The organism is Gracilimonas mengyeensis, assembly GCF_900182705.1.
Classification (GTDB): domain Bacteria; phylum Bacteroidota; class Rhodothermia; order Balneolales; family Balneolaceae; genus Gracilimonas; species Gracilimonas mengyeensis.
In genome coordinates, this window is record NZ_FXTP01000011.1 from 84,864 (window position 1) to 108,211 (window position 23,348).

Here is a 23,348-nt window from a genome sequence, read left to right on the forward strand (position 1 = left end):
ACCACGTACCATTTACCACGGCTCGCTGAGCCGTGAAATGGCCGATTAAGAATTGATGGCAACAACGGAATTGAACGCGGATGACGCAGATTTGGCGGATCTTCACGGGTTATGTTTTAGATTTTTCTCTTGCCAACCCCCGTAGGTCGGGCAGATTTGCCCGACCACTGGTGGAATAACATCTGTTGCTTCCGTTCAACATGGACGGATAAATCTATCCGTCCTACGCTTAACTGTGATGGATTTGATGGTTGGGATAGGCTGTGATGTTTTCTCCAGATCACTACCCATTCAATCAATCACAATACATCAGTTTTATCAAAACCATCACAATTCAGAAGAAGTATTACATCCCCCCATACTATTTCACTTATAATATTATTTTCCTTTTTATCAGTTTATTATCATACTAAAGAAGTATTCAAACTAATAGAGAAAGCTATGATTGACGAAAACATTAAAAAGAAAGCACTTAAACTTTCGCTTAAGGAACGTGCCGAACTTGCCCACATGTTGATCGATAGTCTGCATCCAGAGAGTGAGTTTGAATCTGAGGAGGCTTGGTCAGAAGAACTTAAGAGACGCATTGACCGGTACGAACAAGGTAAAAGTGCTGCTAAGCCTTGGAGTGAAGTGAGAAAAAAGGCCCATGCTCTTATAGACCGATGAGCAACTTGGCCTTTGAACTTGACGATGCGGCAGAGGCCGAATTTTATGATATCATTGAATACTACAAACAATTTGACAAGGAACTTTCCCTTGATTTTGTTAAAGAGTTTGATGATGCCGTACAACGACTTATGAAATTCCCCAAAGCAGGTCATCCCTACCTGCATCAGACCCAGCGTATTTTTCTGAATCGGTTCCCCTATGCGATAGTGTACAAGCTTTACCGGGATGAACTAATTGTAGTTTTTGCCATCATGCATATGAGACGAAAGCCAGATTATTGGGAAAAACGCCTTAACCCATAATTCCATTAATGGAGAAGTAGGTACAAACTCTTCCCCAATTTCCATTTTGCCCCATACCACGTACCACGGCTCGCTGAGCCGTGAGATGTTTGATAAAGTCCATTTCTCTAATTGATGGTAGCAATAGAATTGAACGCGGATGACGCAGATTCAGTGGATTTTCACGGGTTTGGTATTTATACTCTTCTCCGATTTCCCCATCCTCCCCGTCATCCAGAGCCTACCGGCGATGGACCTTGCATTTTGCGAAGCTGCTTTAGCCAATTTCCTAAACAAGATTGCCAGTGCTTCCAGCACTTTACCCTAAGGATAGTTGGTAATCATTTTGTAGCTAAGGTTCTTCACTTTCGTTCTGAATGAATTTTGATAACTAAAATCCATTTCCAGATCTATTCTGTTAATGGGAACAATGAAATTACACGCGGATAACACGGATTGGGCGGATCAATGAGTTATTCATCTTACTCTCACCATCCACCCCGTCATCCAGAGCCTACCGGCGATGGACCTCGCATTTTGCGGAGCTTCATTAGCCAATTTCCTCAATAACATTGCCAGTACTTCCAGCACTTTACCCTAAGGATAGTTGGTAATCATTTTGTGGATAAGGTTCTTCGCCCCGAGTAAGTCGGGGCTCTGAATGACCGGCCTTGAGTTTAGATTATACCTCAAACTCGTTCCCAAGCTCCAGCTTGGGAATGCATACGGGGAAGCTACTGCTTCCACTTCCAACTGTGATGGTTGGGATAGGTTGTGATGTCTTCTCTCCTGATCACTGCCCATCCAAACAATCACAGTACATCACCTATATCACATATCACAACCATCACAGTTCCGTCCTTTTTTGATTTAGCGAAACAGCACCTGTAACTCCAAAAAGAAATGAGGGTTTAGCCGTAGTTACTCTTGACTAATTCGAGAATGCTGTTATCTTGTTTGCGTTCGGGGACGTAGTTCCTTTTCAAAGAAATTAAATGTTATGCGAAGAGCTTAGGCGAACGACGGTTCGGATAACCTCGCAATAATCACACTATGCAAATACCAAGACCTAAGAAAGCAGGTGTACACCGTTTTCACTAGTTCTCCCTAATAATATCTTCGTTCGGATAATTTATTTTATGTTTTATGTGTAGGAAAAGCCCATGAGTATTGTAATTTGTGTTGTTAAGCAAAACAGGGAGTTCTATTTAGCCTCTGATCTTCGGGCAATTCGAAATGGTATTGCAGAAGACAATTATCAAAAAGTCTATGAAATAAGGGAAAAGGTATACTTTGGAATGACTGGTATTGCCGAAGAAGGACATGAAATTTTAGCTGATTTACAGTCCAACTCTAGTAAAACAGTTTCAGAGCTAATTGAATATGGCAATTCTATTTTCCAACCATCTCTAAAAATGTTGACTATAATGTTATCAGGATCAGATGAAAATAGTGATTATTTTATTTGGCAGAAAAATCATCATGGTCAAATTACTAATGCAACAATTAATGATTCTTCAATAGCATTTTCGATAAGTACAAATCATAATATTACTGCCTTCAACAATCAATTAAGGTCTCTTATTTCATCTGGAGTCGGCATTGAGCAAGCAATAGAACTAACTATAGATTTTGCTTCAAAAATGGACAATACGATTTCACCAACTTTTAAACTAATCAAACATACATAACAAGCTTTTCATGCGAACTCAAACGCACTTACAGTCTGTACAAAAGAATAGATGAATCAATTTTTAACCATATTTTTAGGGATCTTTTTGATATCGATATCCGCTATTCTTTTATACTGGTTTTATATACTTAAGAGAGAAGGATTTGACAAAAATAGCCCCAGATATTTAAAAGCAGTAGTCACTTCCAGTTTAGGCTTTGCTGCACTTATTTTTGGCATCACCATTATCATACTGTTTCTGACCCAAAACTAATCTCTCCATTGAAGGATCGCTCCCAACCCCACTTTTCCATTTAATTAATGTCAGACTCTGAATCCAGCTAAATATAAAATTATCAGAATTACACGTTTTTCAATAGATTTAAGAAAGCAATTAACCTTCAGAAGCATGATAACAGATTTTAAAGAGATTCAGGATTCGGCCCTCGAGTTGGATGAAAAACATCGTGCAGAGTTAGCCAAAAAACTTATCAATAGTCTTGAAAAATCTATGGATGAGGATATCGAACAAGCCTGGATTGATGAGATCAAACGAAGAAAAGCTGAAATCAAATCAGGAAAAGTAGCCTCGGTTTCCGGACAAGAAGTTCATAAAGCTGCACGTGAACTTCTTAAAAAATAAATTCCTCAATAGCCAATTTCCTATACAACGTACTTAGTAGTTCCTTCACTTTTCCCGTAGATAGTTGGTAATCATTTTCTGGCTAAGGTTCTTCGCTTTCGCTCTGAATGACCCTTGGTTGCGCATTTTGATTTTCCTACTCCTTCCTAACTACCCAGTTGGGAAGGCCGCACGCTCCCCCGGTCCCAGTAAAACATCCCACCCAAACAACTTTCCCCTTTAATCATTGCCGGGCTTTCGTTAATATCGGTTTCCTTTTCAACCTTACCCCAAACCACCTATGGATTATTTCGCACACGAAACGGCCGTTATTGATGAAGGCGCTCACATTGGCAAAGGCACCAAAATCTGGCACTTCACCCATGTAATGCCGGACTCGGTGATCGGCGAGGAATGCAACCTGGGCCAAAATGTGGTGGTGTCTCCCAAAGTAAAACTGGGCCGCAATGTGAAAGTGCAAAACAATGTCTCCATCTACACCGGTGTAATTTGTGAGGACGATGTGTTTTTGGGGCCCTCCATGGTATTCACCAACATCATCAACCCAAGAAGTGCCATTGTACGGCGGGATGAATATGTGGAAACGAACGTGCGACAAGGAGCTTCTATCGGGGCCAATGCCACCATTATTTGTGGCAACGAACTGGGCAAATATTGCCTGATTGGCGCCGGGGCCGTCATCACCAAATCGGTGGCCCCTTATGCGCTTATGGTGGGAAATCCCGCCAAGCAAATCGGCTGGGTAAGTGAATACGGCCACCGGCTGGAATTTGATGAACTGGGTAAAGCCACCTGCCCGGAATCCGGTGAGGAATATGAATTACACCACGGCTCGGTGGAAAAAGTATCTGTCTGATTTAGCCGGTGTTGGAGGCAGAGCCTCCGTCAGACATTCCGCAGCAGAGCGGCGGAACGAGAACGAGCTTGATTTAGATACTGGGTTCTTTTGAGGTTGTACCTCAAAAGAAAAAGCGACGCAAGGCTTAGCCTTGCATAATGGTTAGACCAATTTTCGATTAGCGAATCTACCTCTCCCCTATTCCGGGCGAAAATTTTTGGGCGGTGTTGTTGTTATTTTTTCTACCTACCAGTCGTTCCTATGGAACGGTGTATTCTCTCTAAATGATCGTTTCTGAAAAGATTTTTTAGGATATAGAGAAGAGCTTTTAATAGTTCGTGCATCTTGGCCCAAGCAAAACGCAGTAACAACAATGATAACGGATATAAAATCCTGAGCATCCTGAAAATATCCCGAGAATCCCGGTTCAAAATAATTAGAGCCGTCACTACGTGACTGGTCTCTTTACATCTCCTTACCCCCGACTAAAGTCGGAGGCTACATCAGGCCGTCGCACTGCGACTTTTCATTGCGTCACCAATAAACTAAACAAAATCTTCACCGTGATCTTTTGAAGTTGCACCTCAAAAGCACAAGAACCGCAAGGCTTAGCCTTGAAATCCCCCAAAAAGACTCAACCCTAAACACCTTCTGAGTTCTGAATTCTGATTCCTGAATTCTTCCCCTCCTACAACGCCCAGGTTTTGCCACCTGTTTCTTCCAGAGAAACACAGCCCTCGTAGCCCCCCGGGATGGGATCATGATGTAGCAATTGGGTAGCGCCCACTTCTGTGGTGCAGTAGCCGGTAATGGTAAGTTCTTTCATGCTCCACAAAAAAGGACGCTCACTCCAGTCCACCACCTCCCCGAAAATCTGTCGGTGACGCTTGTTTACAAAGGCCTTTTGCATGGTGGGTGAAGCTTTGTAAAAATCCATCCGCAGGTCATCCAGTGCCCGCTCCTGGAAATATTCAAAGCCATTCATAAACCGTTCGCGGCTGTACGGATCCCACACTTTACCTACCATATCTTCAATAAACTTGGGCACGCCCAGCTCCGAGGCCGCCGGGGTGTCGGTTTCTGGCATAATAATGTCGGTCACCAAGCTTACGATTTTTGCTTCTGTTTCACTAAAAAAAGAGGGATTCCAGCTAAGCCCGGGTTCGGCTTTCACGCCGTTTAAAAATCCCATGGCTACCGGTGCACTTACGGCTCCGCCTAATAGTACCCCAATACTTTTAAGAGCTTGCCGGCGGTTCATCGTTTTCTTGGTTTGATCACTCATAGATCAGAGATTATTCTTTTTAAGTTGTTCAACGGCATAATCGGCGGCCCGAGCCGTCAGTGCCATGTAGGTAAGCGAGGGATTTTGGCATCCGGAGGAAGTCATGCAGGCACCGTCCGTTACAAATACATTTTTCACCTCGTGCAACTGGTTCCATTTGTTCAGCACGGAGGTTTTGGGATCCCGCCCCATGCGTGCGGTGCCCATTTCGTGAATGCCCAACCCCATAGAAAACTCGCTATTATAGACATTTACATCTTTAAGTCCGGCCCGTTCAAGCATCTCGCCGGCCTGCTCAGCCATATCTTTGCGCATGGCTTTTTCGTTCTCCTTGATCTCGCAGTCAAAAACAAAGGTAGGCAGGCCAAATTTGTCCGTTTTGTCGTAATTAAGCCATGCCCGGTTCTCGTGATAAGGCAAGATTTCGCCAAAGCCGCCAAAGCCGAAACTCCACTCGCCCGGTTTGGAAATCTCTTCTTTTAGGTTTGGGCCGATACTCAATTCTGCCACATTCCGCGACCATCCCTCCCGGCTGCCTCCACCCTGGTAGCCGTATCCCCGTATGAAATCCGAATGCTTGCTGTCAATATTTCTGAAACGGGGTACATAGATACCATTGGGACGTCGCCCAGAATAATACTTGTCTTTAAAACCATCGTAGCTGGCCGAAGCTCCCGCTCCAAGATGGTGATCCATGATATTATGCCCCAATTCACCAGAGGCATTGCCCATGCCATCGGGAAAATGCTCGTTGGAATGCATCAAAATCCAGGTACTGCCCAGTGTTGAAGCACACAAGAAGACTACTTTGGCGTGATATTCAATGTATTCCAGGGTCTCAGCATCAAGGATACGCACGCCGGTGGCTTTTTGGGTTTCCGGATCGTAGAGCACTTCTGTTACGATGGAGTGAGGCCGCAAGGTCAGGTTGCCGGTAGCCATAGCCGGTGGCAACGTTGATGATTGTGTACTGAAATAAGCTCCATACGGACATCCCCGCATGCAGCGGTTGCGGTACTGGCAATTTCCGCGGCCTTTATGAGGCTGGGTCAAATTTGCCGAACGGCCGATGGTCATAATACGATCGTTGTAATTTTTGGCAATGCGCTCACGTACCAGCTCTTCAATGCAATTCATTTCCATGGGGGGCAGAAACTGTCCGTCCGGCAATTGGGGAAGTCCCTCCTTCTTGCCGTTCACCCCGATATGTTTCTCTACATGATCGTACCATTTCTCAATATCTTTGTATCGGATTGGCCAGTCGACCCCGTGGCCGTCTTTGGCATTGGCTTCAAAATCCATATTACTAAGCCGGTAGGATTGCCGGCCCCACATCAGCGAACGTCCGCCCACATGATAGCCGCGCATCCAGTCAAACCGTTTCTTTTCCTCATAGGGATGCTCGGTGTCTTTGACCCACCAGTGCTTAGTTGACTGCCGCACCGTATACCCCGTACGATTTTGTTTTTGATAATCCTGAAGCTCTTCCTGGGTAAGCCGGTCGTTGTTGGGCAGCTCCCAGGGTTCTTTAAACATGGTGGGATAATCCTCAATATGATCTACATTACGACCCCGTTCTAGCATGATGGTTTTCAGGCCTTTTTCGGTGAGTTCTTTAGCCGCCCATCCACCGGTGATACCGCTTCCAACTACAATGGCGTCGTAGGTGTTATCTTTCTTCGCTTTGATATTCAGATTCATCTATCCAACAATCAATTATTTATTTTGGAACCTAATAAAAATATTCTATTCTCCTAACTGATTTATGAATATTTAGTAAAGTTATTTGACCAACCTCTCCATTTTTCCCTGAAAGCATGAAAATAACCCGTAGAAACGCCTTAAAAAGCCTTGCCGGAATTACCTTAACCGGAACGTTTGGCTTGCCGACCTTGGCAAAATCACATCAACCAAAAAAAGAAAAGCGAACGTTTAAACATTCGGTGTGCGAGTGGGCTTATGGTGATCACAGCCTGGAAGCGATTTGCAAAGCGGCAGTAAATATCGGTATTGACTCGATAGAATTGCTGAATCCTGATCAGTGGCCGGTTGTCCAGAAATATGGGCTGACTTGCGCCATGGCCAACGGCAGTGATTACAACATTCCCAAAGGATTTAACAATCTGGAATACCACGAAAAACTTCAGAATGATTATGCGGATTTGATTCCCAAGGCAGCTGAAGCAGGTTTACCCAATATCATCTGTTTTTCAGGGAACCGGGAAGGCATGGATGATCAGGTGGGATTGGAACATTGTGCCAAAGGACTGGAACCCGTAGTGAAGTTGGCCGAGGAGCATGACATCACGGTGTGTATGGAATTGCTAAACTCCAAAGTGGATCACCCGGATTACATGTGTGATCACACCGAATGGGGCGTTGAGTTGGTGGATAAAGTAGGCAGCGACCGGTTTAAACTGCTGTACGATATCTATCACATGCAGATTATGGAAGGAGATATCATTGCGACCATCCGCAAGTATTCCAATTACATCGGGCACTATCATACCGGTGGCGTGCCCGGCCGTAACGAGATTGATGACACCCAGGAATTGAACTATAAAGCCATCATGGAAGCTATCTCTGAAACTGGCTTTGAGGGTTTTGTCGGACAGGAATTCATTCCCTCACGCGATGATGATTTTGCTTCGCTTCGACAGGGCGTGGAGATTTGCAATGTCTAAGGGTTGAGGGTTTCGGGGTGCGGGTTTTTCTTGCCGACTTAACAATCTCAACTGGTTCAAGCGTCCGCTTGGACCACCACACTTTATAACAACCTGCATGCCCCTAATACTCTTATAGAATGGAACGCGAATAACGCTGATCTTGCGGATAGTTGGTAATTTGAGATTATGATTCCCACCTGATGATCTCTTAAATCTTTAGCGAGTCACCTTTTTAACTAAAAACAAACCTGTTTACTGAGCGGTGACTTAAGAGCTTAAGCCCAAAATTTCTTGCGACAGCTACAAGCGGACGCTTGCGGTAGAGGTAGTATCGACCATTATTCTCTCAACTCTCAAAATAAAATGCCATTGGCCCGCGCCATCACCCGGCTCTTTTGAGGTTTATATTTTATGCCTATTCTGGCTGAGCCGAATGATGGTGCTACTGTTTAAAATTCATCACTCTGTTTCCTGCCCCTTCTTCAGTTCCGCCACTGTGGCACCCCAGCTGCTCCGGTCGGTAGCCAGGCTGTAAGAAACCACGTGCGGGTTGCGATCCAGTAAGCTGTGAACGGTTCGTCGTAATACGCCTTTACCCTTCCCGTGAATGATGCGGATGGAATAAATCTCTTTTTCCAGGCAAGCCTCGATATAGTCCGGAATCAAATCCCCCAACTCCTTTGGGTTGAAAAGATGCAAATCCAACTCACCGTTGATCGGTATTTCAATGGGATCGGGTTCATCCATGACTGGTTACTGGATGCTTGATGCTGGTTTCTCGTAACTGTTTATTGGTCACTGATATAGTCTACTACGCGGCGTTCGGTTACAATTTTCTTGGCAAACTGTACCACTTTTTGATGATCGGGGTGCTTTGCATAAGCCTGAAGATCTTCTTTGGTTTCGCACTGAACGGTGAGAACCAAATCGCATACGGCATCATCATCACGATCCAAAATGTTGATGCCCACTTCAGCACTTTGCAACTCATCAATCTTGGAAGGTAAATCTTCCAACAGCTTTTTCATGGTTTCGGCATTTTCTTCTTTGGTCTTGCCCTCGGAAATATCTTTCAACTTCCACATTACTACGTGCTTGATCATAATTCTGAGTTCTGAGTTCTGAGTTCTGAGTTCTGAGTTCTGAGTTCTGAGTTCTGAGTTCTGAGAAAAGGTACCATTCTTTAGCTATCCCAAAAAATTATAACTCGTAATTCCTTTACGTTCTGTTACCTCCCTTCAATATTCGTTATTCCTTTAATCAATATTCGATATTCCAATCCTGTTCTCTTGCTGTCAATTAATAGTTGGAACCCTTAACTTTAGGGTTCTGTTTTGGAGGCGCAGGTAACTGCTCATTATCCCATTTAAACGCAATCACAAATAGTGAAAACATTGGATTTAGATAAAATCACGGCCGAGGAAATCGGCGAAGACCACATCGGCACATCTGTACAAACCCCGCTCAGAGATGACGCATTCGATAAATCGGATGAGGAAAAAATTGAGATCATACAGGAGCATTTTGCGGAAATCATGAAAGCCCTGGGCCTGGACCTGGAAGACGACAGCCTGAAAGGCACCCCCTATCGCGTGGCAAAAATGTATGTTAAAGAAATTTTTGAGGGATTAAATCCCAAAAACAAACCGGTAGCCCGTCAGTTTAGCAACAACTACGATTACAGTGGCATGCTGGTGGAGAAAAACATTCAGGTGACCTCTTTTTGTGAGCACCACTTCCTCCCTTTTATCGGGAAAGCACACGTTGCTTATATCCCATCCGGCAAAAAAGTAATCGGACTTTCCAAGATCAACCGCATTGTAGATTACTATTCGCGTCGGCCGCAAGTTCAGGAACGGCTTACCTTACAAATTGCCGATGAACTTCAGGGTGCTCTGGAAACAGAAGACGTGGCTGTATTTATTGACAGCAAGCACCTCTGTGTTTCAACCCGAGGCATCAAAGATCACAGCAGTACTACGATTACTGCCGAATATCGCGGAGCTTTTCAGAATGAAGATACCCAACAGAAATTCATCGATTACATCAAAACCGACACTCAGATAGACTAACCACTGTGGCTGAGAAACTCGACAAACTACACGTTTATAACACCCTATCCCGAAGCAAGGAACCATTTGAACCGTTGAATCCACCGCACGTCGGCATGTATGTATGCGGGCCAACAGTGTATGGAGATGCTCATTTGGGCCATGCCAAAAGTTATGTTTCTTTTGATGTGATTCTGCGCTACCTCCGTTACCTGGATTACAAGGTGCGGTACGTGCAGAATATCACCGATGTGGGACACCTGGTGGATGATGCTGAAGAAGGCGAAGATAAACTCAGCAAGCAGGCCCGCATCGAGAAGGTGCAGCCCATGGAAATCGCCGAAAAATACACCTATACCTACTTCCGGGATATGGATGCACTGAATGTGCTCCGCCCGGATATTGCTCCTCGTGCATCGGGACACATCCCCGAGCAAATTGTCATGGTGAAAAAGTTGATCGAAAACGGTCATGCTTATGAAGTAGATGGCAACGTATATTTTGATGTGTCGTCGGATAAAGAATATGGTAAGCTTAGCGGACGCAGTACCGAAGATGCTGAATCCGGCACCCGTGTGGAAACGGCCTCCGACAAGCGAAACCCGGAAGATTTTGCCTTATGGAAAAAAGCCGATGATGGCCACATTATGAAATGGGACTCGCCCTGGGGCGTGGGCTATCCCGGCTGGCACATTGAGTGTTCGGCCATGAGCACCAAATATTTGGGCGAGAGTTTTGATATCCACGGAGGCGGACTCGAAAACCAGTTTCCGCATCACGAGTGTGAAATTGCCCAGGCAGAATGTGCCCATGATAAGGATTTTGTAAAGTACTGGCTGCACAACAATATGGTGACGCTTGAAGGCCAGAAAATGGGCAAATCGCTGGGTAACGCGATTAACCTGCATGAGTTTTTTACCGGTGATCACAAATTACTGACCCGTGCCTGGCCGCCGGAAGTAATTCGATTCTTCCTGCTGCAAAGTCATTACCGCAGCACCACCGATTTTTCTGAAGAAGCCCTTGGTGGCGCCGAAACTGGCCTGAAGAATCTGCATTCTATGATCAACACGATTGATAATGCCGAAGCCGGATCTGGTGAAGCATTTGATCTGGAAAGCTTGAAGTCATCGGTTGAAAAATCCATGAACGATGATTTTAACTCAGCCCAGGCTATTGCTACGTTGTTTGAGCAGCTCAAGGAAATCAGGAAGCGAATCAATGATAAAAACGCGCCTTCCAACCTGGATGCCATCAAGGAATTTCTCCATGATTTTGTGGATGGCGTACTCGGTATCTGGCCACAGGAGTCCGGCGGAAACGAGGAACTGACCAAGGGCTTGATTGAGCTTTTAATTGAAATCCGTAAGGATGCCCGCAGCAACAAAAATTTTGAGCTCTCGGATAAAATCCGGGATGATCTGAAAGAGTTGGGCGTGCAATTGATGGATGGCAAAGAAGGTACTTCCTTCGAGATTGAGAAATGAAATGGCTAAAGCTCATATTCAGCAAGCTGATTGTAGGCCTTGTCCGCTTCTATCAGCTGGCCATTTCGCCCTGGCTGGGTAAGAGCTGCCGGTACTCCCCCACTTGTTCCCAATACATGATTGAGGCGGTAAATGAATGGGGCCCTTTGAAAGGCTTCTGGCTGGGCATCAAACGCATCGGGCGATGTCATCCCTGGGGCGGCGATGGATATGATCCGGTGCCGAGGAAAACATCGAGAATATCGAATAATGAACATTCAACATTGAACTCAGAACGTAAGGAGGATTCGCCCGACGACTCTAAGTCCTCTTGATGATTCTTTAGGCTGGTGAATATTTGATAGTTATGAAGGAATAGAACACGGATAACGCGGATCGGGCAGATCATCGCAGGATTGAAAAGGTTTATAAATGAAACACGAAGAACTGACGGAGAAAATTATTGAATGCTTCTATTCAGTGTATAACCGGTTAGGGTATGGCTTTCTTGAGAATGTCTATGAGAAAGCTATGTTAATTGAACTTAAAAGAATTGGATTAAAAGCTGTCCGTCAATTTCCAATTTCAGTTTCATACAGAGATCAAAATGTTGGTGAATATTTTGCGGATATTTTAGTTGAAAATAAAGTAATACTCGAACTTAAGACTGTCCGCAAGCTTGATAAGGAACATGAATATCAATTGATTAATTATCTTAAAGCAACCGATATTGAGGTTGGGCTGCTTTTTAACTTTGGAAGAAAACCTGAATTCAGACGTAAAGTATTTTCAAACAGACCAACATATTAACTCGGTGACCATCCGCAAGATCGGCGTCATCCGCGTTCCATTATATTGTAGCAAAGGAAATACAGATTCGTCTGGCAGCTCTAAGTCTGCCTGACGAATTTTGGTTATTGGACTATTCGCTCCAACGCAGAGCGTGTGGAGCGAGTCTGCTTGGATGACCATAATTTTCTAACAATATTACACATACAAACTGGTTCCATACGCTCTGCGTTGGAACCCATCAATTACATGAATATCACTGACCTACTAATATAAATCCATGAGCGACATCACATTTAAAAAAAGACTGACTGTAGAACAAGTTGAAGAAGGAACCGACCTGGCTCCAAAATTTCAGGAAAATGGGCTGATTCCCGTAGTTACCACAGACTATGAATCAGGTGAACTTCTGATGCACGGCTACATGAACGAAGAAGCCCTGAAGAAAACCATTGAATTGGGAGAAGCCGTGTATTACAGCCGCAGCCGTGAAACCCTATGGCATAAAGGTGCTACCAGCGGACTGGTTCAAACCGTTAAAGAAATGCGTATTGATGACGATCAGGATTGCGTATGGCTCCGTGTAGAGGTGCAAGGGAACGGTGCCAGCTGTCACGTCGGTTACCGGTCTTGCTTCTATCGCAGCGTGCCTACAGGCGAGAATTTTGAAGAAAAAGAAGGCGAGCTGAATTTTGAGGAAGACGAAAAAGTATTCGATCCCAAAGAAGTGTATGGAGATGCGCCTAATCCTACTAAACTGTGATCGCAGATTGAGCGGATTGAGGGATTTCACTGATTTGTGTTCTTCTTCCCCTTAATTCATTTATATCGTACTAATAGCCCTGTTCTTTTTAAAGATCGGGGTTTTAATTTTGATACCTTATATCCATATAAAAAAATCCCCTCCTGGTAGAGAGGGGATTTTTGATTATAGTCAATGAGTGATAGTAAGCTTTATTAAATTATTCAGCTCGTACGGTATAAATCTCTTCAGGCACTAAGAGTGTAGCAGATTCACCCATTTTGCTTCTCAGTTTTTTGGCCTTCAGTTCAGTCACGTCTACGTTCCCTTTTTGAGAGTAGATGCTGATTTCATTTGCTTTACCGTTCAGCGTAAGTTTTGCAGAGTTGTTAAAAATCTCGATCTTGTCGGCATCCATCTTATGGAAATAATATTCACCGGTACCATTGGTAATCACACGGTTAACATCCGTGTATTCAATTACCACCTGGTTAAGGTTATATTTATCAGATTCCAGGTGATCAAAAACCAACACACCACTCTTCAATCTAACATTTGGATTGAATACGTAAGCAGAGTCGCCAGACAGTGTGATTCTGTTTCTGGAGCTCTTAAGTAAGATAACTGGAGCATTCACATCTAACCGTACTTGATCGAATGTGGTTAGATCATGAGATTGAAGGTGTGTTTGTGGTCCTTCCTGGGCATTTATTGTAGTAGTTAACCCAAATATAAGTGCAAATACGGTGGTTAATTTAATTATGGTAGCTTTCATTTTTCTATGATTAAGTAAGTGAGTATTTGTTGGAGTCGTGAAATACTTATGATTAATCACGGTACTCTCTATTGATTTTATGTTGTTGACTTTTCGTTTTGTTCATCGCAGTAATTGCTGACACAAAGTTATCCACCTTTTCAACAGAAAGCAGTTTTTAGCCGATAGATGGCGTCTATAGGCTATTTGAGGAACGCCTATAACCCCTTAGTTCCATGGAAAAGCGTTCCCACAAGGGTAGATTAATCAGTTGTTTACAAATATTTAACATTGACTTTGTTTTTGGAATCGCTTTTGAGAGCGTTTCCAAAAAATGGCCTGACGGCGCTGAGAGGCGATTTTGAGAGTGAATGGAGCGGGAAAGGTTTGTGAAAGGCAATTTCTAGTAGCCAAAGTTCAAGTGCATATTCTATCCTCCGTCAAAATATTTAACCAGGATTTGCAGGGTTATTTAGGAAGACCCATAAGCTTCCCCGTTGGAACCTTTAGGTGGTATTTGTACATTTAGATTTTTAACCAACGTGTAAACATTGATATTGTGTCAAAGAGCAATTGTGGACTTGAACAATAAAGAAGTCCTTGGCCCGCTTCCATCACCCGGCTCATTTTTTAAGGATTCATTTTGTGTCTTTTCCGGCTGAGCCGAATGATGGCGCTAAAGCCTCAAATCCATCTTTTCGTTTCACGCATACTCGTTTTGGATAGTTATAAAGATGAGAAACGGAGTGATGAATGGTGTGCCTCTTATCACTTTTTTTATTCAAAGGAGGCAGCGGTAGGTCGTTCGCTGATATCAATCCTACAAAGTATTATTGACACAACAATAGGTTTTCTATAGATGATGCCTCAGATTTACTTCAAAACCTCAAGAATCAACTATCATGAATATCAGCAATAAGCATATCCGCATCATTGATCAGATTCTGAATAAACACTTTCCAGATGCCCGAATCCTGGTGTTTGGGTCAAGGGCTGCGGGTACAAATAGTACGTTTTCAGATCTTGATTTAGCTATTGAAGACCGCCACAATACGTTGTCTTCCATGGATATTGCTGATGCCAAGCAAGACTTCATCGAAAGCGACCTCCCCTTTTCTGTAGATTTAGTGGATCTGACTAAGGTTGATGAAATCTTTAAATCCATTATTAAAAAAGAAGGTAGAGAGTGGGAAGAAATAGTTTCAGAACATAGAGCATATCAAAAATAAAAAAGCCCAAAACCATTACTGATCTTGGGCTTACACTCTATTCACTCCAACGCAGAGCGCTGGAGCCGGTATTTACTAAGTTAAGTTAATTGATTTACGCCACCTGGTTCCATACGCTCTGCGTTGGAACCAATCTGCTAAGCATACACCTCAGGACTTCTCTTCTTCTTAATACGTCCGCCTTTGGCTTTTTTGCGGGATGAACCGCCGGAGTTACGTTTTCCTTTGTTGGATGAGGTAGATCCGCCTCCGGAAGAGCCATTGGTGTCGGGTTTAGCCAGTTCAACATTTATGGAGCGGCCTTCAAACTTGGAACCGTTCATGGCATCAAACAATTTTGTATCAAAGCCTTCTTCTACTTCAAAGAAAGAGAAATTGGTTTGGATATCAATTTTACCAAAGTCTGGCTTTTTGCCATTCATCTGCTCGTTTACCACACCCATTAGTCGGGCCGGGTTCAGTCCATCACGTTGACCCACATTCAGGAAATAACGCGTGTAGCCTTCTTCTGCTCTTCGAGGATTGCCGCCCGAGTTCCGGTTGTTTTTATTTTTGCGGGATGAATTGTTCTTGTTCTTCTTCCCTCTGCCTGAGGCATTGATATCGCCGGCTTGCTGGTAATACTCCAGAATCTGGTTGAATTCCATGGATACAAAATGCTGAATAAGTTCCTGCCAGCCTAAATCAGCCAATCGCTCATAAACTTCCGGCAGGTATTTCTCAATCTGCTTCTCGTTCACTTCGGTGGTTCGCAGTTTTTCCACCATGTCCATCATGCGAACGCCGCAAATTTCTTCACCGCTCGGTACTTCCTGCTTAATGAAATCTTTACCCGACATTTTCTCTAATGCACGGATTCTTCCCATCTCACGGGTGTGAATGATAGAAACAGCAATTCCGCTGTTGCCTGCACGGCCGGTACGGCCACTACGGTGAATATACACTTCCAGGTCATCAGGTAAGTTGTAATTGATCACATGGGTCAGGTTGTCTACATCCAAACCACGGGCAGCTACATCGGTAGCTACTAACAATTGCAGTTCTTTACTGCGGAAGCGATCCATTACCTCATCACGCTGGTTTTGGGAAAGGTCCCCATTCAGCAAGTCAGCATTGTAGCCTTCTTTAGATAGCTTTGAGGCTACTTCGGAGGTCTCGCGACGTGTACGGCAAAAAATGATCCCATAGATATCAGGATTTACATCGGCGATACGCTTCAGGGCTTCATAGCGGTCTCTGGCATGCACCATATAATAGTGATGTTCCACATTCAGGGCACCGGAGTTTCTGGCGTTCACCTGAATCTCTTCCGGATTGTTCATGTACTTATGCGCCATCTTAGAAATCTGGTTCGGCATCGTGGCCGAAAACAACAGCGTCTGCTTCTCTTTGGGGGTATCATGCAGAATAGCATCCAGGTCTTCCTGGAATCCCATATTCAGCATTTCATCGGCTTCATCCAGAACCAGAGAACGAACGTTGGTCACGTCCAGCTTGCCGCGGCGAATCAAATCCAGCATACGGCCGGGTGTTCCAATTACCACCTGCACGCCGTTGTTGAGCGCACGAATTTGGGTGGAGATGTTGGCACCGCCATAGACGGCTACTGTTTTAATGCCTTTTTGATGCTTGGCAAAAGCTTTCAGGTCTTTGGCAATCTGAATGGCCAGCTCACGTGTAGGTGACAGCACCAAAACCTGTACATTATTTGAATTGGGATCTACTTGCTGCAGTACGGGCATCCCGAAGGCGCCGGTTTTACCGGTCCCGGTTTGGGCCAGGGCGATCAGATCTCGTTGAGAAGCCAGGATGGTCGGAATCGCTCTTTCCTGTACTTCAGTGGGGGTTTCAAAGCCAAGATCTTCAACAGCTTGACATATCTCGGGTGATAAACCCAGTTCTTGAAAGGTTGACATATAGTATTTTTAAAACGTTATGATCCCGTATAGAAATTTGTGCTGTACTGCTTCTTGTCCGGAATGTGGTTTGAGGTGAGCTATGGACAAGAGGTCAAGCGCGACTGCTTGATTTACAAAGGCCAGCAAGGTTCTATAAACCTGAAAAGTTTTGGTATTCCAGTCTTATCGCGAACTCACGGATTTTCAATAAGCCCCTAAGGTACGCATAAAAAATATCAGGTATGAGATTGCGGTGAAATTATTTTCTATTGGGGTGATAGGTAATATAGTGAATACGTGATATGGTGAGTTGGTACTGGTTATGAATCTACCGGGGGGAGTGTTAGTACTCGTTACGAAGCTCCGGCTTCGTAATGCAGTCCCGGAAGCTCCAGCTTCCAGTCAATCAATCCTATGAATAGGAAGTAACCCGCTATCTCCCAGATAATCTCTCGCAGAAGAATATCGCCAATGTTCAGGCTTATCCACATAACCTCTTTTAACTGGATTAAAATGCACATAATTTATCTTCTGATGTAGCATCTCATCCGAAAATATCTGTTTCGGATGAAAGCCCTCCTCCCAAACTTGATACGCAGATTCCTTCTTTCCTCTTTTTCTCGAAAAAGCAAGTTGCTTCAAATAGAGTTGATTGTTCTTAAGCTTTAAGTACTCCACGGTACGCTTAGCCGTATATGATTTTAAGCTTTGCATACATTTACCCAAGTTTTCATGCACTGCAATCATATGGAAATGATTCTCCATAATACACCATGCCTGTACTTTTAAATCTGATTCTGACTGAAGATACATTATCGTATCTATCAAATAACTTGCTATTTCAGGTTTAGCAAAAAGCGGCAATCCATGCACTATACTGCTGGTAATCAGATATGGATAGCAGGTTTCATATTGTTTGTATCTACTTCGTCCCATCGTAATTTTTTTATTAGTTAGAGCGATGAGATTGGGATTCCTTACATTTTTATTTTGAATAATCTAATGATTACACGGGAAGCTGGAGCTTCCCGGACTGCGTTACGAAGGTGGACCTTCGTAACGAGCACCAACAAGAATTAAGCATATCATCCAAAAACCGGGATTTATTTTCAAAAAATTGCGTTTATATGGTTAGATTTGACCAAAAATTAAATTTAGCTCTATAAAAATGGAATACATAAACAACATCTACTCTGACGCAAAGTCACTATCCCAAACCGAGAAAACTATTCTGGATGAATTGAAAAAGCACGACATGAGTCCAGCTAACTGCATCTGGGGCACCTCCATTTGCAGCGATGAAGTCAACAACAGCTTTCTCTCGCTTGGAACACACTTTAAGGCACCCGGCCCTTTCTTTTTTGGAGGGATTTCCGGCCTACCTTTTACTGGCAAAACGGGCTTTGCTGCTTTTGCAAGTCACATCCCCGATGATGGCGGAGCGCTCATCCTATTTGGCCCTCACATTGGTATTTCAGCAGATGGAACCGTGGGTAAAGTGAAACGTGAAGGTCAAGCTGATATCACCGGATGTTGTGGATCTCTGGCGGCCGGATTGCAAACAGTAGAATCAGGAAGCGTCCCCGTTGAGGATCATTCCGACTATCAACAAACACAAGTAAGTAAAATGCTGATTGAAAAGCATGCAGAGCTAAAGGAAGCCGATGACCCTATTATCGAAGCTACCGAGATTGCCTACACTCAGATCAAAAGAGAGTTAAACGACATCATTACAAATATGAAAGAAACACTGGGAGATAAAAAGCTGCTTTTGGCTGGTGGTATCCTTATAAATACTGATTGGCAGCAAGAGGATTATTTTGAGTTAAGAGATGTGATTGAATTCTAAGTGCTGAGTGCTGAAATATCAAACTTTTTTATCCATTAGAAAGATATATTTATGTCTTCTTCCCCCATTCCAGAAAATGAATTCGAACGTCTGCAAAAACTGGCAGAATATGATATTGACTATTCCGAAATGCATAAGAAACTGGATGACCTTACCCGGTTAGCCGCTTATGTTGCCGGCACCCCCATATCATTGGTAAACCTGCTGGGTGCCAATACCCAATGGACCGTATCTAATTTTGGCTTGGATGTGAAACAAACGCCCCGTGAAGATACGGCCTGCCAATATGTAGTGCTGCAAAGTACTCCTCTTGAAGTAAAAAACATGACGGAAGACGATCGTTTTAAGGATAAAGACTATGTTTTGGAAGACCCCAGCATCCGATATTATTATGGCGTACCACTTACAACACCTGATGGCTACAATATCGGGGCCATGTGTGTACTGGATACCGACATCCGGGAACTATCCCCAGAGAAGCAGGAATTCCTGCGAATTATCGGTAATGAGGTTATCACACGCATTGAATATGAGCATAAGCTAAAGCTGATGCGGAATAACATGGATGAATTAAAAGAAATTCAGCGGAAGGTGAGTCATGATATCCGGGGCCCTTTGGGAGGAATTATCGGCATTGCCGAAATCCTGAAAGGTCAGGCTAAAGAACAGAAGATGGACGATTTCATGAAGCTGCTGGAACTGATCAACCGTGGCGGTCGGTCCGTTTTGGATTTAGCCAACGATATACTTTCTGATTACGAAGATGAATCAGAAGTACCGGACCATCAATTTACGCTACCAATTTTGCAAGGCAAGCTGATGGATTTATATCAGCCCCAGGCTTTAAGCAAAGACATTAACTTTAGTGTTGAGACGGGTGAAAAATACCAGAAAGCTCAGTTTCCAAAATACAAACTGCTTCAAATCCTGGGTAACCTCATCACCAATGCCATTAAGTTCACCCCAAAAGATGGGCACGTGAATGTACATCTTAGTATTAAGCAAGAAGACGAAACCGTTTCCCTGACTGCAACAGTTGAGGATACGGGTGTTGGAATGAATCCTGAAAAAATTAAAGAAATCACTTCAGATCAGGCTAAGAGTACAGCGGGAACCAGTAATGAAAGAGGTTATGGATTTGGTTTCCAGCTGGCCCGTCACCTTACGGAGAGCATGCATGGTAGTCTGGTAGTCGAGTCGGTAGAAGGCAAAGGCTCCAAAATGACCGTAGAGATTCCGGTGGATTAATAAGGCGATTTTCCCTCCCATTTTCATATTTCGAACCTACGGCGCGGGGTTTCCTCTGGCAATTTCTTTTTCTACCGATAGGTAGCTCCTACGGAGCATTTCATTCTGATCATTTCAGATAACAGTTGCCATGAGCCTAATGCGATAGAAAGCATCCAGAACCTGCCGTAGGGGCTAAATATTGGTTGAAAAATGTAATCCAGAAACAGTGCGTGCCGTAGGTACGCCACTCAATTCTGCATTCAAAATTCTCTGTTCAATTATCGATATTCCCCTTCTCATCCTGCTGTTTTCTTATAGCGATTGATGGACAGTAGTAGCAGCAACGAAGCAAAACCGGACAGCACCAGCACCATCCAGGCAATTTCCTCCCAGCCGGCTCCTTTAAGCAGTACCATCCGCATTATCCTGATGAAATAAGCCACGGGGTTTGCCAGCGTGAGATCCTGCGCCCAGCCCGGCATGCTTTCAATGGGCGTAAACAAGCCACCCAGCAAAATAAAAATCACCATCATAAACCAGGCGATAAACATTGCCTGCTGCTGCGTTCCGGTAACGGTAGAAATAAATAGTCCCAGTGCCTGCACCACAATCAGGAAAATACCTGCCACCACCAGGATGGTTGCCAGACTCCCAAGGAAAGGAATGTCAAACCCATATCGGGCCAGGGCTAATCCAATCAACAAATCAAACATGCCGATCACCCAAAAGGGCAACAGCTTGCCAATCATAAACTGGGTTTTGGTGATGGGCGTTACATTCAGTTGCTCAATGGTTCCGATCTCCTGCTCGCGCACAATATTCATCCCCGAAAGAAATAAGCCGATCATCGACACCAGTACTACCAGAATTCCAGGCACCATAAAGGTGATATAATCCAACTCGGGGTTGTACCAATTCTGCGGTACCAGGTTAATGGTCTTGGCTTGATGAACCGGTTTATTAGGCAGGCTCATTTCTAAATCCGCCCGGTGTTGCTGGTTGAAATCATTGATAATGGAAGCGGAATAGGATTGAATCAGCCCGGCCTGGGTCCCATCTACAGCATCCACCGACAGCTGGATGGAAGCATGTTGTCCGCTATAAAAATCGGAGGAAAGTCCGGGTGGCAAATGCATGATCATCCCTACTTTTCCGGCATCCATCATCTGCTTCGCTTCTTCCATATTAGACACCACATCATGCAAAGTAAAATAACCGGTCGACTGAAACTCGGCGGCCAGCTGTCGCGATACTTCCGAACGATCCTGGTCAACCATCACAAAATCTACTTCCTTCAATTCATAGGTGGCCGCGAAGGAAAGTACCAGCAGCTGCACCACCGGCATCAGGAACAAAATGGGCAGCATAGACTTGTTTCTGAAAATCTGCAGAAATTCTTTTTCCAGTAAAAATCGAATGGTATTCATTGTAACCTCACATTAAATTTTTTCAGGCTTAGTCCGATGAACCCGGCCGTCATCACCCCAAGAATGAGCGTCTCTTTCCAAACCAGCATCAGGTCGGAGCCTTTCAGCATGATGCCCCGCACAATCACCAAAAACCACTTGGCCGGAATAAAGTGCGATACCCATTGCAGCACCTCCGGCATACTGGAAACCGGAAAGATAAAGCCAGATAACAGCACCGTGGGAAGCAGCAATCCGGCCAGAGAAACCATCATGGCCGTCTGCTGATTATTGGCTGCGGATGAAATGAATACGCCAAGCGCCAGGGCGGTCATGATGAAAAGTCCTGCCTCTAAGAAAAAGAACAAGTTAGAACCCCGGAATGGCACCTCAAATACAAACCGTGCCAACAGCAAAATAGTGAGCACGTTCACAATAGATAAAACCATGTACGGCAGCACCTTACCTATGATGATATGATAGGGTTTTAAGGGCGATACCAACAGGATTTCCATATTCCCCATCTCCTTTTCCCTTGTGATAGAAATGGAAGTCATAAGTGCGGAGATCAGCATCAAAATAATAGCAATGAGCCCCGGCACAAACAGGTTTACACTGCGCAACTCGGGATTGTACATCATACGTACTTCGGGTTGAAGGCCGGCTTGCTGTATTTCAATCCCATTTTCAGCATTCAAATCGGCCACATAATCCCTGACAATACTGCCCGTATATGCCTGCACCAATTTAGCCAGGTTGGGATCAGTAGCGTCGGTTATAACCTGGATGTCGGCCACTCCCTCACGCTCTAATTTTTCGGCAAAATTCTGTTCAAATACCACAATCTCTTTGATGTTACCCTGCCTGAATAAATCCTCAACTTCCTCATAACTTTCCAGCCAGGCATTTACCGTAAATGACTTGGACGCTTGAAGTTTATGCGTTAAGGTTTGGGTAACATCATCCCTGGAAAAATCCAGCACTCCAATCTGAGCATCACTAATTTCATTCCGGATAGCAAACCCAAACAGCACCATCATGATCACCGGCATGCCAAACAACACCAGGAGCGTGCGTTTGTCACGATAAATCTGTTTGAACTCCTTGATAACGAATCCTTTAAACGTGTTCATCCTTGTCCTCTTTCGGCCGAGCGGGCCAGTTGAATAAATACCTCTTCTATGCTATCACACGAAAACGACTGCTTGAGCCCCTTGGGCGTGTCCAGTGCCTCTATCTTCCCATCCACCATGATAGATACCCGGTCGCAGTATTCGGCCTCGTCCATGTAGTGTGTGGTTACAAATACCGTGATGCCGCGGTCAGCGATTTCATAGATCTTTTCCCAAAACTGCCTGCGGATGACCGGATCTACGCCTCCGGTGGGTTCATCCAGAAACACTACTTTGGGCTGGTGCAGGATGGAAATTGAAAAAGCCAGCTTTTGCTTCCATCCCAGGGGCAGTGATTCCACCGGTTTCTTGCGAACTGATTGCAATCCTACTGAATCAATAACTTCATCAGTTTTTTGCGGTAACTCATTGCGCCCTATACCATAAACTCCACCATAAAATCGAATATTCTCTTCAGCAGTCAGATCATTATAAAGCGAAAACTTCTGGCTCATGTACCCAATGCTTTTTTTGATGGATTCGGCTTGTTTATACACATCAAAGCCGGCTACTTCAGCCTGACCTTCCGTAGGCATAAGTAACCCTGTAAGCATGCGCATGGCGGTGGTCTTGCCGGCCCCGTTGGCCCCAAGGAAGCCAAAGATCTCCCCTTTCTTCACTTCAAATGAGATCTGATCCACGGCCGTAAAGTCACCAAACCTGCGGGTCAGTCCTTCTGTTTTAATAGCTACATCATACATGTCC

The 23,348-nt window shown here is 44.3% G+C and carries 24 protein-coding genes; 14 read left to right on the forward strand and 10 right to left on the reverse strand.

Translation table 11 applies throughout. The features are described 5' to 3' along the window. The first annotated feature begins 441 nt into the window (after positions 1-441). From FN815_RS12920 to FN815_RS12940, 5 genes are all read left to right on the forward strand, one after another. Positions 442-669, forward strand: coding sequence for an addiction module protein (locus FN815_RS12920; protein WP_142455063.1), 228 nt, complete (start codon positions 442-444; stop codon positions 667-669). After that, positions 666-974, forward strand: coding sequence for a type II toxin-antitoxin system RelE/ParE family toxin (locus FN815_RS12925; RefSeq protein WP_142455064.1), 309 nt, complete (start codon positions 666-668; stop codon positions 972-974). The genes FN815_RS12920 and FN815_RS12925 overlap by 4 nt, the downstream gene beginning before the upstream one ends. Before the next feature lie 1,142 nt (positions 975-2,116). Next, a complete protein-coding gene (locus FN815_RS12930; RefSeq protein ID WP_142455065.1) occupies positions 2,117-2,644 on the forward strand; it encodes a hypothetical protein in 528 nt (175 codons plus the stop codon). Positions 2,645-3,034: 390 nt separating this feature from the next. Next, entirely contained in the window at positions 3,035-3,268 is a 234-nt protein-coding gene (locus FN815_RS12935; protein WP_142455066.1) for an addiction module protein, read from the forward strand. 280 nt (positions 3,269-3,548) lie between these two features. Beyond that, a complete protein-coding gene (locus FN815_RS12940) occupies positions 3,549-4,124 on the forward strand; it encodes an acyltransferase (protein WP_142455067.1) in 576 nt (191 codons plus the stop codon). 670 nt (positions 4,125-4,794) lie between these two features. On the opposite strand, the gene FN815_RS12945 is transcribed toward FN815_RS12940, so the two are convergent. Then, a complete protein-coding gene (locus tag FN815_RS12945; RefSeq protein ID WP_142455068.1) occupies positions 4,795-5,391 on the reverse strand; it encodes a gluconate 2-dehydrogenase subunit 3 family protein in 597 nt (198 codons plus the stop codon). 3 nt (positions 5,392-5,394) lie between these two features. Beyond that, positions 5,395-7,092 (reverse strand): GMC oxidoreductase, encoded by a 1,698-nt coding sequence (locus FN815_RS12950; protein WP_142455069.1) that lies wholly within the window; start codon positions 7,090-7,092, stop codon positions 5,395-5,397. Between the two features lie 116 nt (positions 7,093-7,208). On the opposite strand from FN815_RS12950, the gene FN815_RS12955 reads away from it, so the two are divergent. After that, positions 7,209-8,075, forward strand: coding sequence for a hydroxypyruvate isomerase family protein (locus FN815_RS12955; RefSeq protein WP_142455070.1), 867 nt, complete (start codon positions 7,209-7,211; stop codon positions 8,073-8,075). A 441-nt stretch (positions 8,076-8,516) separates the two neighbouring features. Here the strand turns inward: FN815_RS12955 and FN815_RS12960 are convergent, their stop codons facing one another. Together FN815_RS12960 and FN815_RS12965 are read right to left on the reverse strand one after the other, a co-directional pair. Further along, positions 8,517-8,804 carry a Smr/MutS family protein gene (locus FN815_RS12960; RefSeq protein WP_142455071.1) on the reverse strand — a complete coding sequence of 96 codons (288 nt, stop codon included), beginning with the start codon at positions 8,802-8,804 and terminating at the stop codon, positions 8,517-8,519. Between the two features lie 41 nt (positions 8,805-8,845). Continuing rightward, entirely contained in the window at positions 8,846-9,160 is a 315-nt protein-coding gene (locus FN815_RS12965) for a Dabb family protein (protein WP_142455072.1), read from the reverse strand. 282 nt (positions 9,161-9,442) lie between these two features. On the opposite strand from FN815_RS12965, the gene folE reads away from it, so the two are divergent. From folE to hisI, 5 genes are all read left to right on the forward strand, one after another. Then, complete coding sequence (gene folE, locus FN815_RS12970) at positions 9,443-10,129, forward strand: GTP cyclohydrolase I FolE (RefSeq protein ID WP_142455073.1); 687 nt, start codon at positions 9,443-9,445, stop codon at positions 10,127-10,129. Positions 10,130-10,134: 5 nt separating this feature from the next. Continuing rightward, complete coding sequence (cysS, locus tag FN815_RS12975; RefSeq protein ID WP_142455074.1) at positions 10,135-11,595, forward strand: cysteine--tRNA ligase; 1,461 nt, start codon at positions 10,135-10,137, stop codon at positions 11,593-11,595. After that, positions 11,592-11,909 carry a membrane protein insertion efficiency factor YidD gene (yidD, locus tag FN815_RS12980; protein ID WP_142455075.1) on the forward strand — a complete coding sequence of 106 codons (318 nt, stop codon included), beginning with the start codon at positions 11,592-11,594 and terminating at the stop codon, positions 11,907-11,909. The genes cysS and yidD overlap by 4 nt, the downstream gene beginning before the upstream one ends. Before the next feature lie 97 nt (positions 11,910-12,006). Beyond that, positions 12,007-12,384 (forward strand): GxxExxY protein, encoded by a 378-nt coding sequence (locus FN815_RS12985; protein WP_142455076.1) that lies wholly within the window; start codon positions 12,007-12,009, stop codon positions 12,382-12,384. Positions 12,385-12,643: 259 nt separating this feature from the next. Next, complete coding sequence (hisI, locus tag FN815_RS12990) at positions 12,644-13,126, forward strand: phosphoribosyl-AMP cyclohydrolase (protein ID WP_142455077.1); 483 nt, start codon at positions 12,644-12,646, stop codon at positions 13,124-13,126. A gap of 199 nt (positions 13,127-13,325) precedes the next feature. Here the strand turns inward: hisI and FN815_RS12995 are convergent, their stop codons facing one another. Beyond that, the gene (locus FN815_RS12995; RefSeq protein ID WP_142455078.1) at positions 13,326-13,880 is read right to left on the reverse strand and encodes a GIN domain-containing protein; all 555 of its coding nucleotides are present in this window, start codon (positions 13,878-13,880) and stop codon (positions 13,326-13,328) included. Positions 13,881-14,761: 881 nt separating this feature from the next. Between FN815_RS12995 and FN815_RS13000 the strand changes: the two genes are divergently transcribed. Next, positions 14,762-15,088 (forward strand): nucleotidyltransferase family protein, encoded by a 327-nt coding sequence (locus FN815_RS13000; RefSeq protein WP_142455079.1) that lies wholly within the window; start codon positions 14,762-14,764, stop codon positions 15,086-15,088. A gap of 137 nt (positions 15,089-15,225) precedes the next feature. On the opposite strand, the gene FN815_RS13005 is transcribed toward FN815_RS13000, so the two are convergent. Beyond that, a complete protein-coding gene (locus FN815_RS13005; RefSeq protein WP_142455080.1) occupies positions 15,226-17,004 on the reverse strand; it encodes a DEAD/DEAH box helicase in 1,779 nt (592 codons plus the stop codon). A 384-nt stretch (positions 17,005-17,388) separates the two neighbouring features. Further along, positions 17,389-17,922: an REP-associated tyrosine transposase gene (locus FN815_RS13010; protein WP_142455081.1), complete on the reverse strand. Its 534-nt coding sequence runs from the start codon at positions 17,920-17,922 to the stop codon at positions 17,389-17,391. 232 nt (positions 17,923-18,154) lie between these two features. Between FN815_RS13010 and FN815_RS13015 the strand changes: the two genes are divergently transcribed. Together FN815_RS13015 and FN815_RS13020 are read left to right on the forward strand one after the other, a co-directional pair. Next, positions 18,155-18,835, forward strand: coding sequence for a hypothetical protein (locus FN815_RS13015; RefSeq protein WP_142455082.1), 681 nt, complete (start codon positions 18,155-18,157; stop codon positions 18,833-18,835). Between the two features lie 51 nt (positions 18,836-18,886). Beyond that, a complete protein-coding gene (locus FN815_RS13020; protein WP_246075284.1) occupies positions 18,887-20,083 on the forward strand; it encodes a GAF domain-containing sensor histidine kinase in 1,197 nt (398 codons plus the stop codon). Between the two features lie 278 nt (positions 20,084-20,361). Here FN815_RS13020 and FN815_RS13025 read toward each other — a convergent pair whose 3' ends face one another. Genes FN815_RS13025 through FN815_RS13035 form a run of 3 tightly spaced genes read right to left on the reverse strand, consistent with a single transcriptional unit; the run spans position 20,362 to position 23,344 of the window. Beyond that, entirely contained in the window at positions 20,362-21,492 is a 1,131-nt protein-coding gene (locus FN815_RS13025) for an ABC transporter permease (protein ID WP_142455084.1), read from the reverse strand. Next, entirely contained in the window at positions 21,489-22,604 is a 1,116-nt protein-coding gene (locus FN815_RS13030; protein WP_142455085.1) for an ABC transporter permease, read from the reverse strand. Before FN815_RS13030 ends, FN815_RS13025 begins: the two co-directional genes overlap by 4 nt. Beyond that, positions 22,601-23,344, reverse strand: a complete 744-nt coding sequence (locus FN815_RS13035; RefSeq protein ID WP_142455086.1) for an ABC transporter ATP-binding protein — start codon at positions 23,342-23,344, stop codon at positions 22,601-22,603. Before FN815_RS13035 ends, FN815_RS13030 begins: the two co-directional genes overlap by 4 nt. Positions 23,345-23,348: the final 4 nt, after the last annotated feature.

What these genes read in the sequence shown, in the direction of transcription:
- FN815_RS12930 (WP_142455065.1), top strand. Translation starts at nt 2,117, where the DNA reads ATGAGTATTGTAATTTGTGTTGTTAAGCAAAACAGGGAGTTCTATTTA.
- FN815_RS13025 (WP_142455084.1), bottom strand. Translation starts at nt 21,492, where the DNA reads ATGAATACCATTCGATTTTTACTGGAAAAAGAATTTCTGCAGATTTTC.
- FN815_RS13035 (WP_142455086.1), bottom strand. Translation starts at nt 23,344, where the DNA reads ATGTATGATGTAGCTATTAAAACAGAAGGACTGACCCGCAGGTTTGGT.
- FN815_RS12985 (WP_142455076.1), top strand. Translation starts at nt 12,007, where the DNA reads ATGAAACACGAAGAACTGACGGAGAAAATTATTGAATGCTTCTATTCA.
- FN815_RS13020 (WP_246075284.1), top strand. Translation starts at nt 18,887, where the DNA reads ATGTCTTCTTCCCCCATTCCAGAAAATGAATTCGAACGTCTGCAAAAA.
- FN815_RS12960 (WP_142455071.1), bottom strand. Translation starts at nt 8,804, where the DNA reads ATGGATGAACCCGATCCCATTGAAATACCGATCAACGGTGAGTTGGAT.
- FN815_RS12955 (WP_142455070.1), top strand. Translation starts at nt 7,209, where the DNA reads ATGAAAATAACCCGTAGAAACGCCTTAAAAAGCCTTGCCGGAATTACC.
- FN815_RS13015 (WP_142455082.1), top strand. Translation starts at nt 18,155, where the DNA reads ATGGAATACATAAACAACATCTACTCTGACGCAAAGTCACTATCCCAA.
- FN815_RS12935 (WP_142455066.1), top strand. Translation starts at nt 3,035, where the DNA reads ATGATAACAGATTTTAAAGAGATTCAGGATTCGGCCCTCGAGTTGGAT.
- FN815_RS13000 (WP_142455079.1), top strand. Translation starts at nt 14,762, where the DNA reads ATGAATATCAGCAATAAGCATATCCGCATCATTGATCAGATTCTGAAT.
- FN815_RS12950 (WP_142455069.1), bottom strand. Translation starts at nt 7,092, where the DNA reads ATGAATCTGAATATCAAAGCGAAGAAAGATAACACCTACGACGCCATT.
- FN815_RS13005 (WP_142455080.1), bottom strand. Translation starts at nt 17,004, where the DNA reads ATGTCAACCTTTCAAGAACTGGGTTTATCACCCGAGATATGTCAAGCT.
- FN815_RS12995 (WP_142455078.1), bottom strand. Translation starts at nt 13,880, where the DNA reads ATGAAAGCTACCATAATTAAATTAACCACCGTATTTGCACTTATATTT.
- FN815_RS12920 (WP_142455063.1), top strand. Translation starts at nt 442, where the DNA reads ATGATTGACGAAAACATTAAAAAGAAAGCACTTAAACTTTCGCTTAAG.
- yidD (WP_142455075.1), top strand. Translation starts at nt 11,592, where the DNA reads ATGAAATGGCTAAAGCTCATATTCAGCAAGCTGATTGTAGGCCTTGTC.
- FN815_RS12925 (WP_142455064.1), top strand. Translation starts at nt 666, where the DNA reads ATGAGCAACTTGGCCTTTGAACTTGACGATGCGGCAGAGGCCGAATTT.
- FN815_RS12940 (WP_142455067.1), top strand. Translation starts at nt 3,549, where the DNA reads ATGGATTATTTCGCACACGAAACGGCCGTTATTGATGAAGGCGCTCAC.
- hisI (WP_142455077.1), top strand. Translation starts at nt 12,644, where the DNA reads ATGAGCGACATCACATTTAAAAAAAGACTGACTGTAGAACAAGTTGAA.
- FN815_RS12945 (WP_142455068.1), bottom strand. Translation starts at nt 5,391, where the DNA reads ATGAGTGATCAAACCAAGAAAACGATGAACCGCCGGCAAGCTCTTAAA.
- FN815_RS12965 (WP_142455072.1), bottom strand. Translation starts at nt 9,160, where the DNA reads ATGATCAAGCACGTAGTAATGTGGAAGTTGAAAGATATTTCCGAGGGC.
- FN815_RS13030 (WP_142455085.1), bottom strand. Translation starts at nt 22,604, where the DNA reads ATGAACACGTTTAAAGGATTCGTTATCAAGGAGTTCAAACAGATTTAT.
- FN815_RS13010 (WP_142455081.1), bottom strand. Translation starts at nt 17,922, where the DNA reads ATGGGACGAAGTAGATACAAACAATATGAAACCTGCTATCCATATCTG.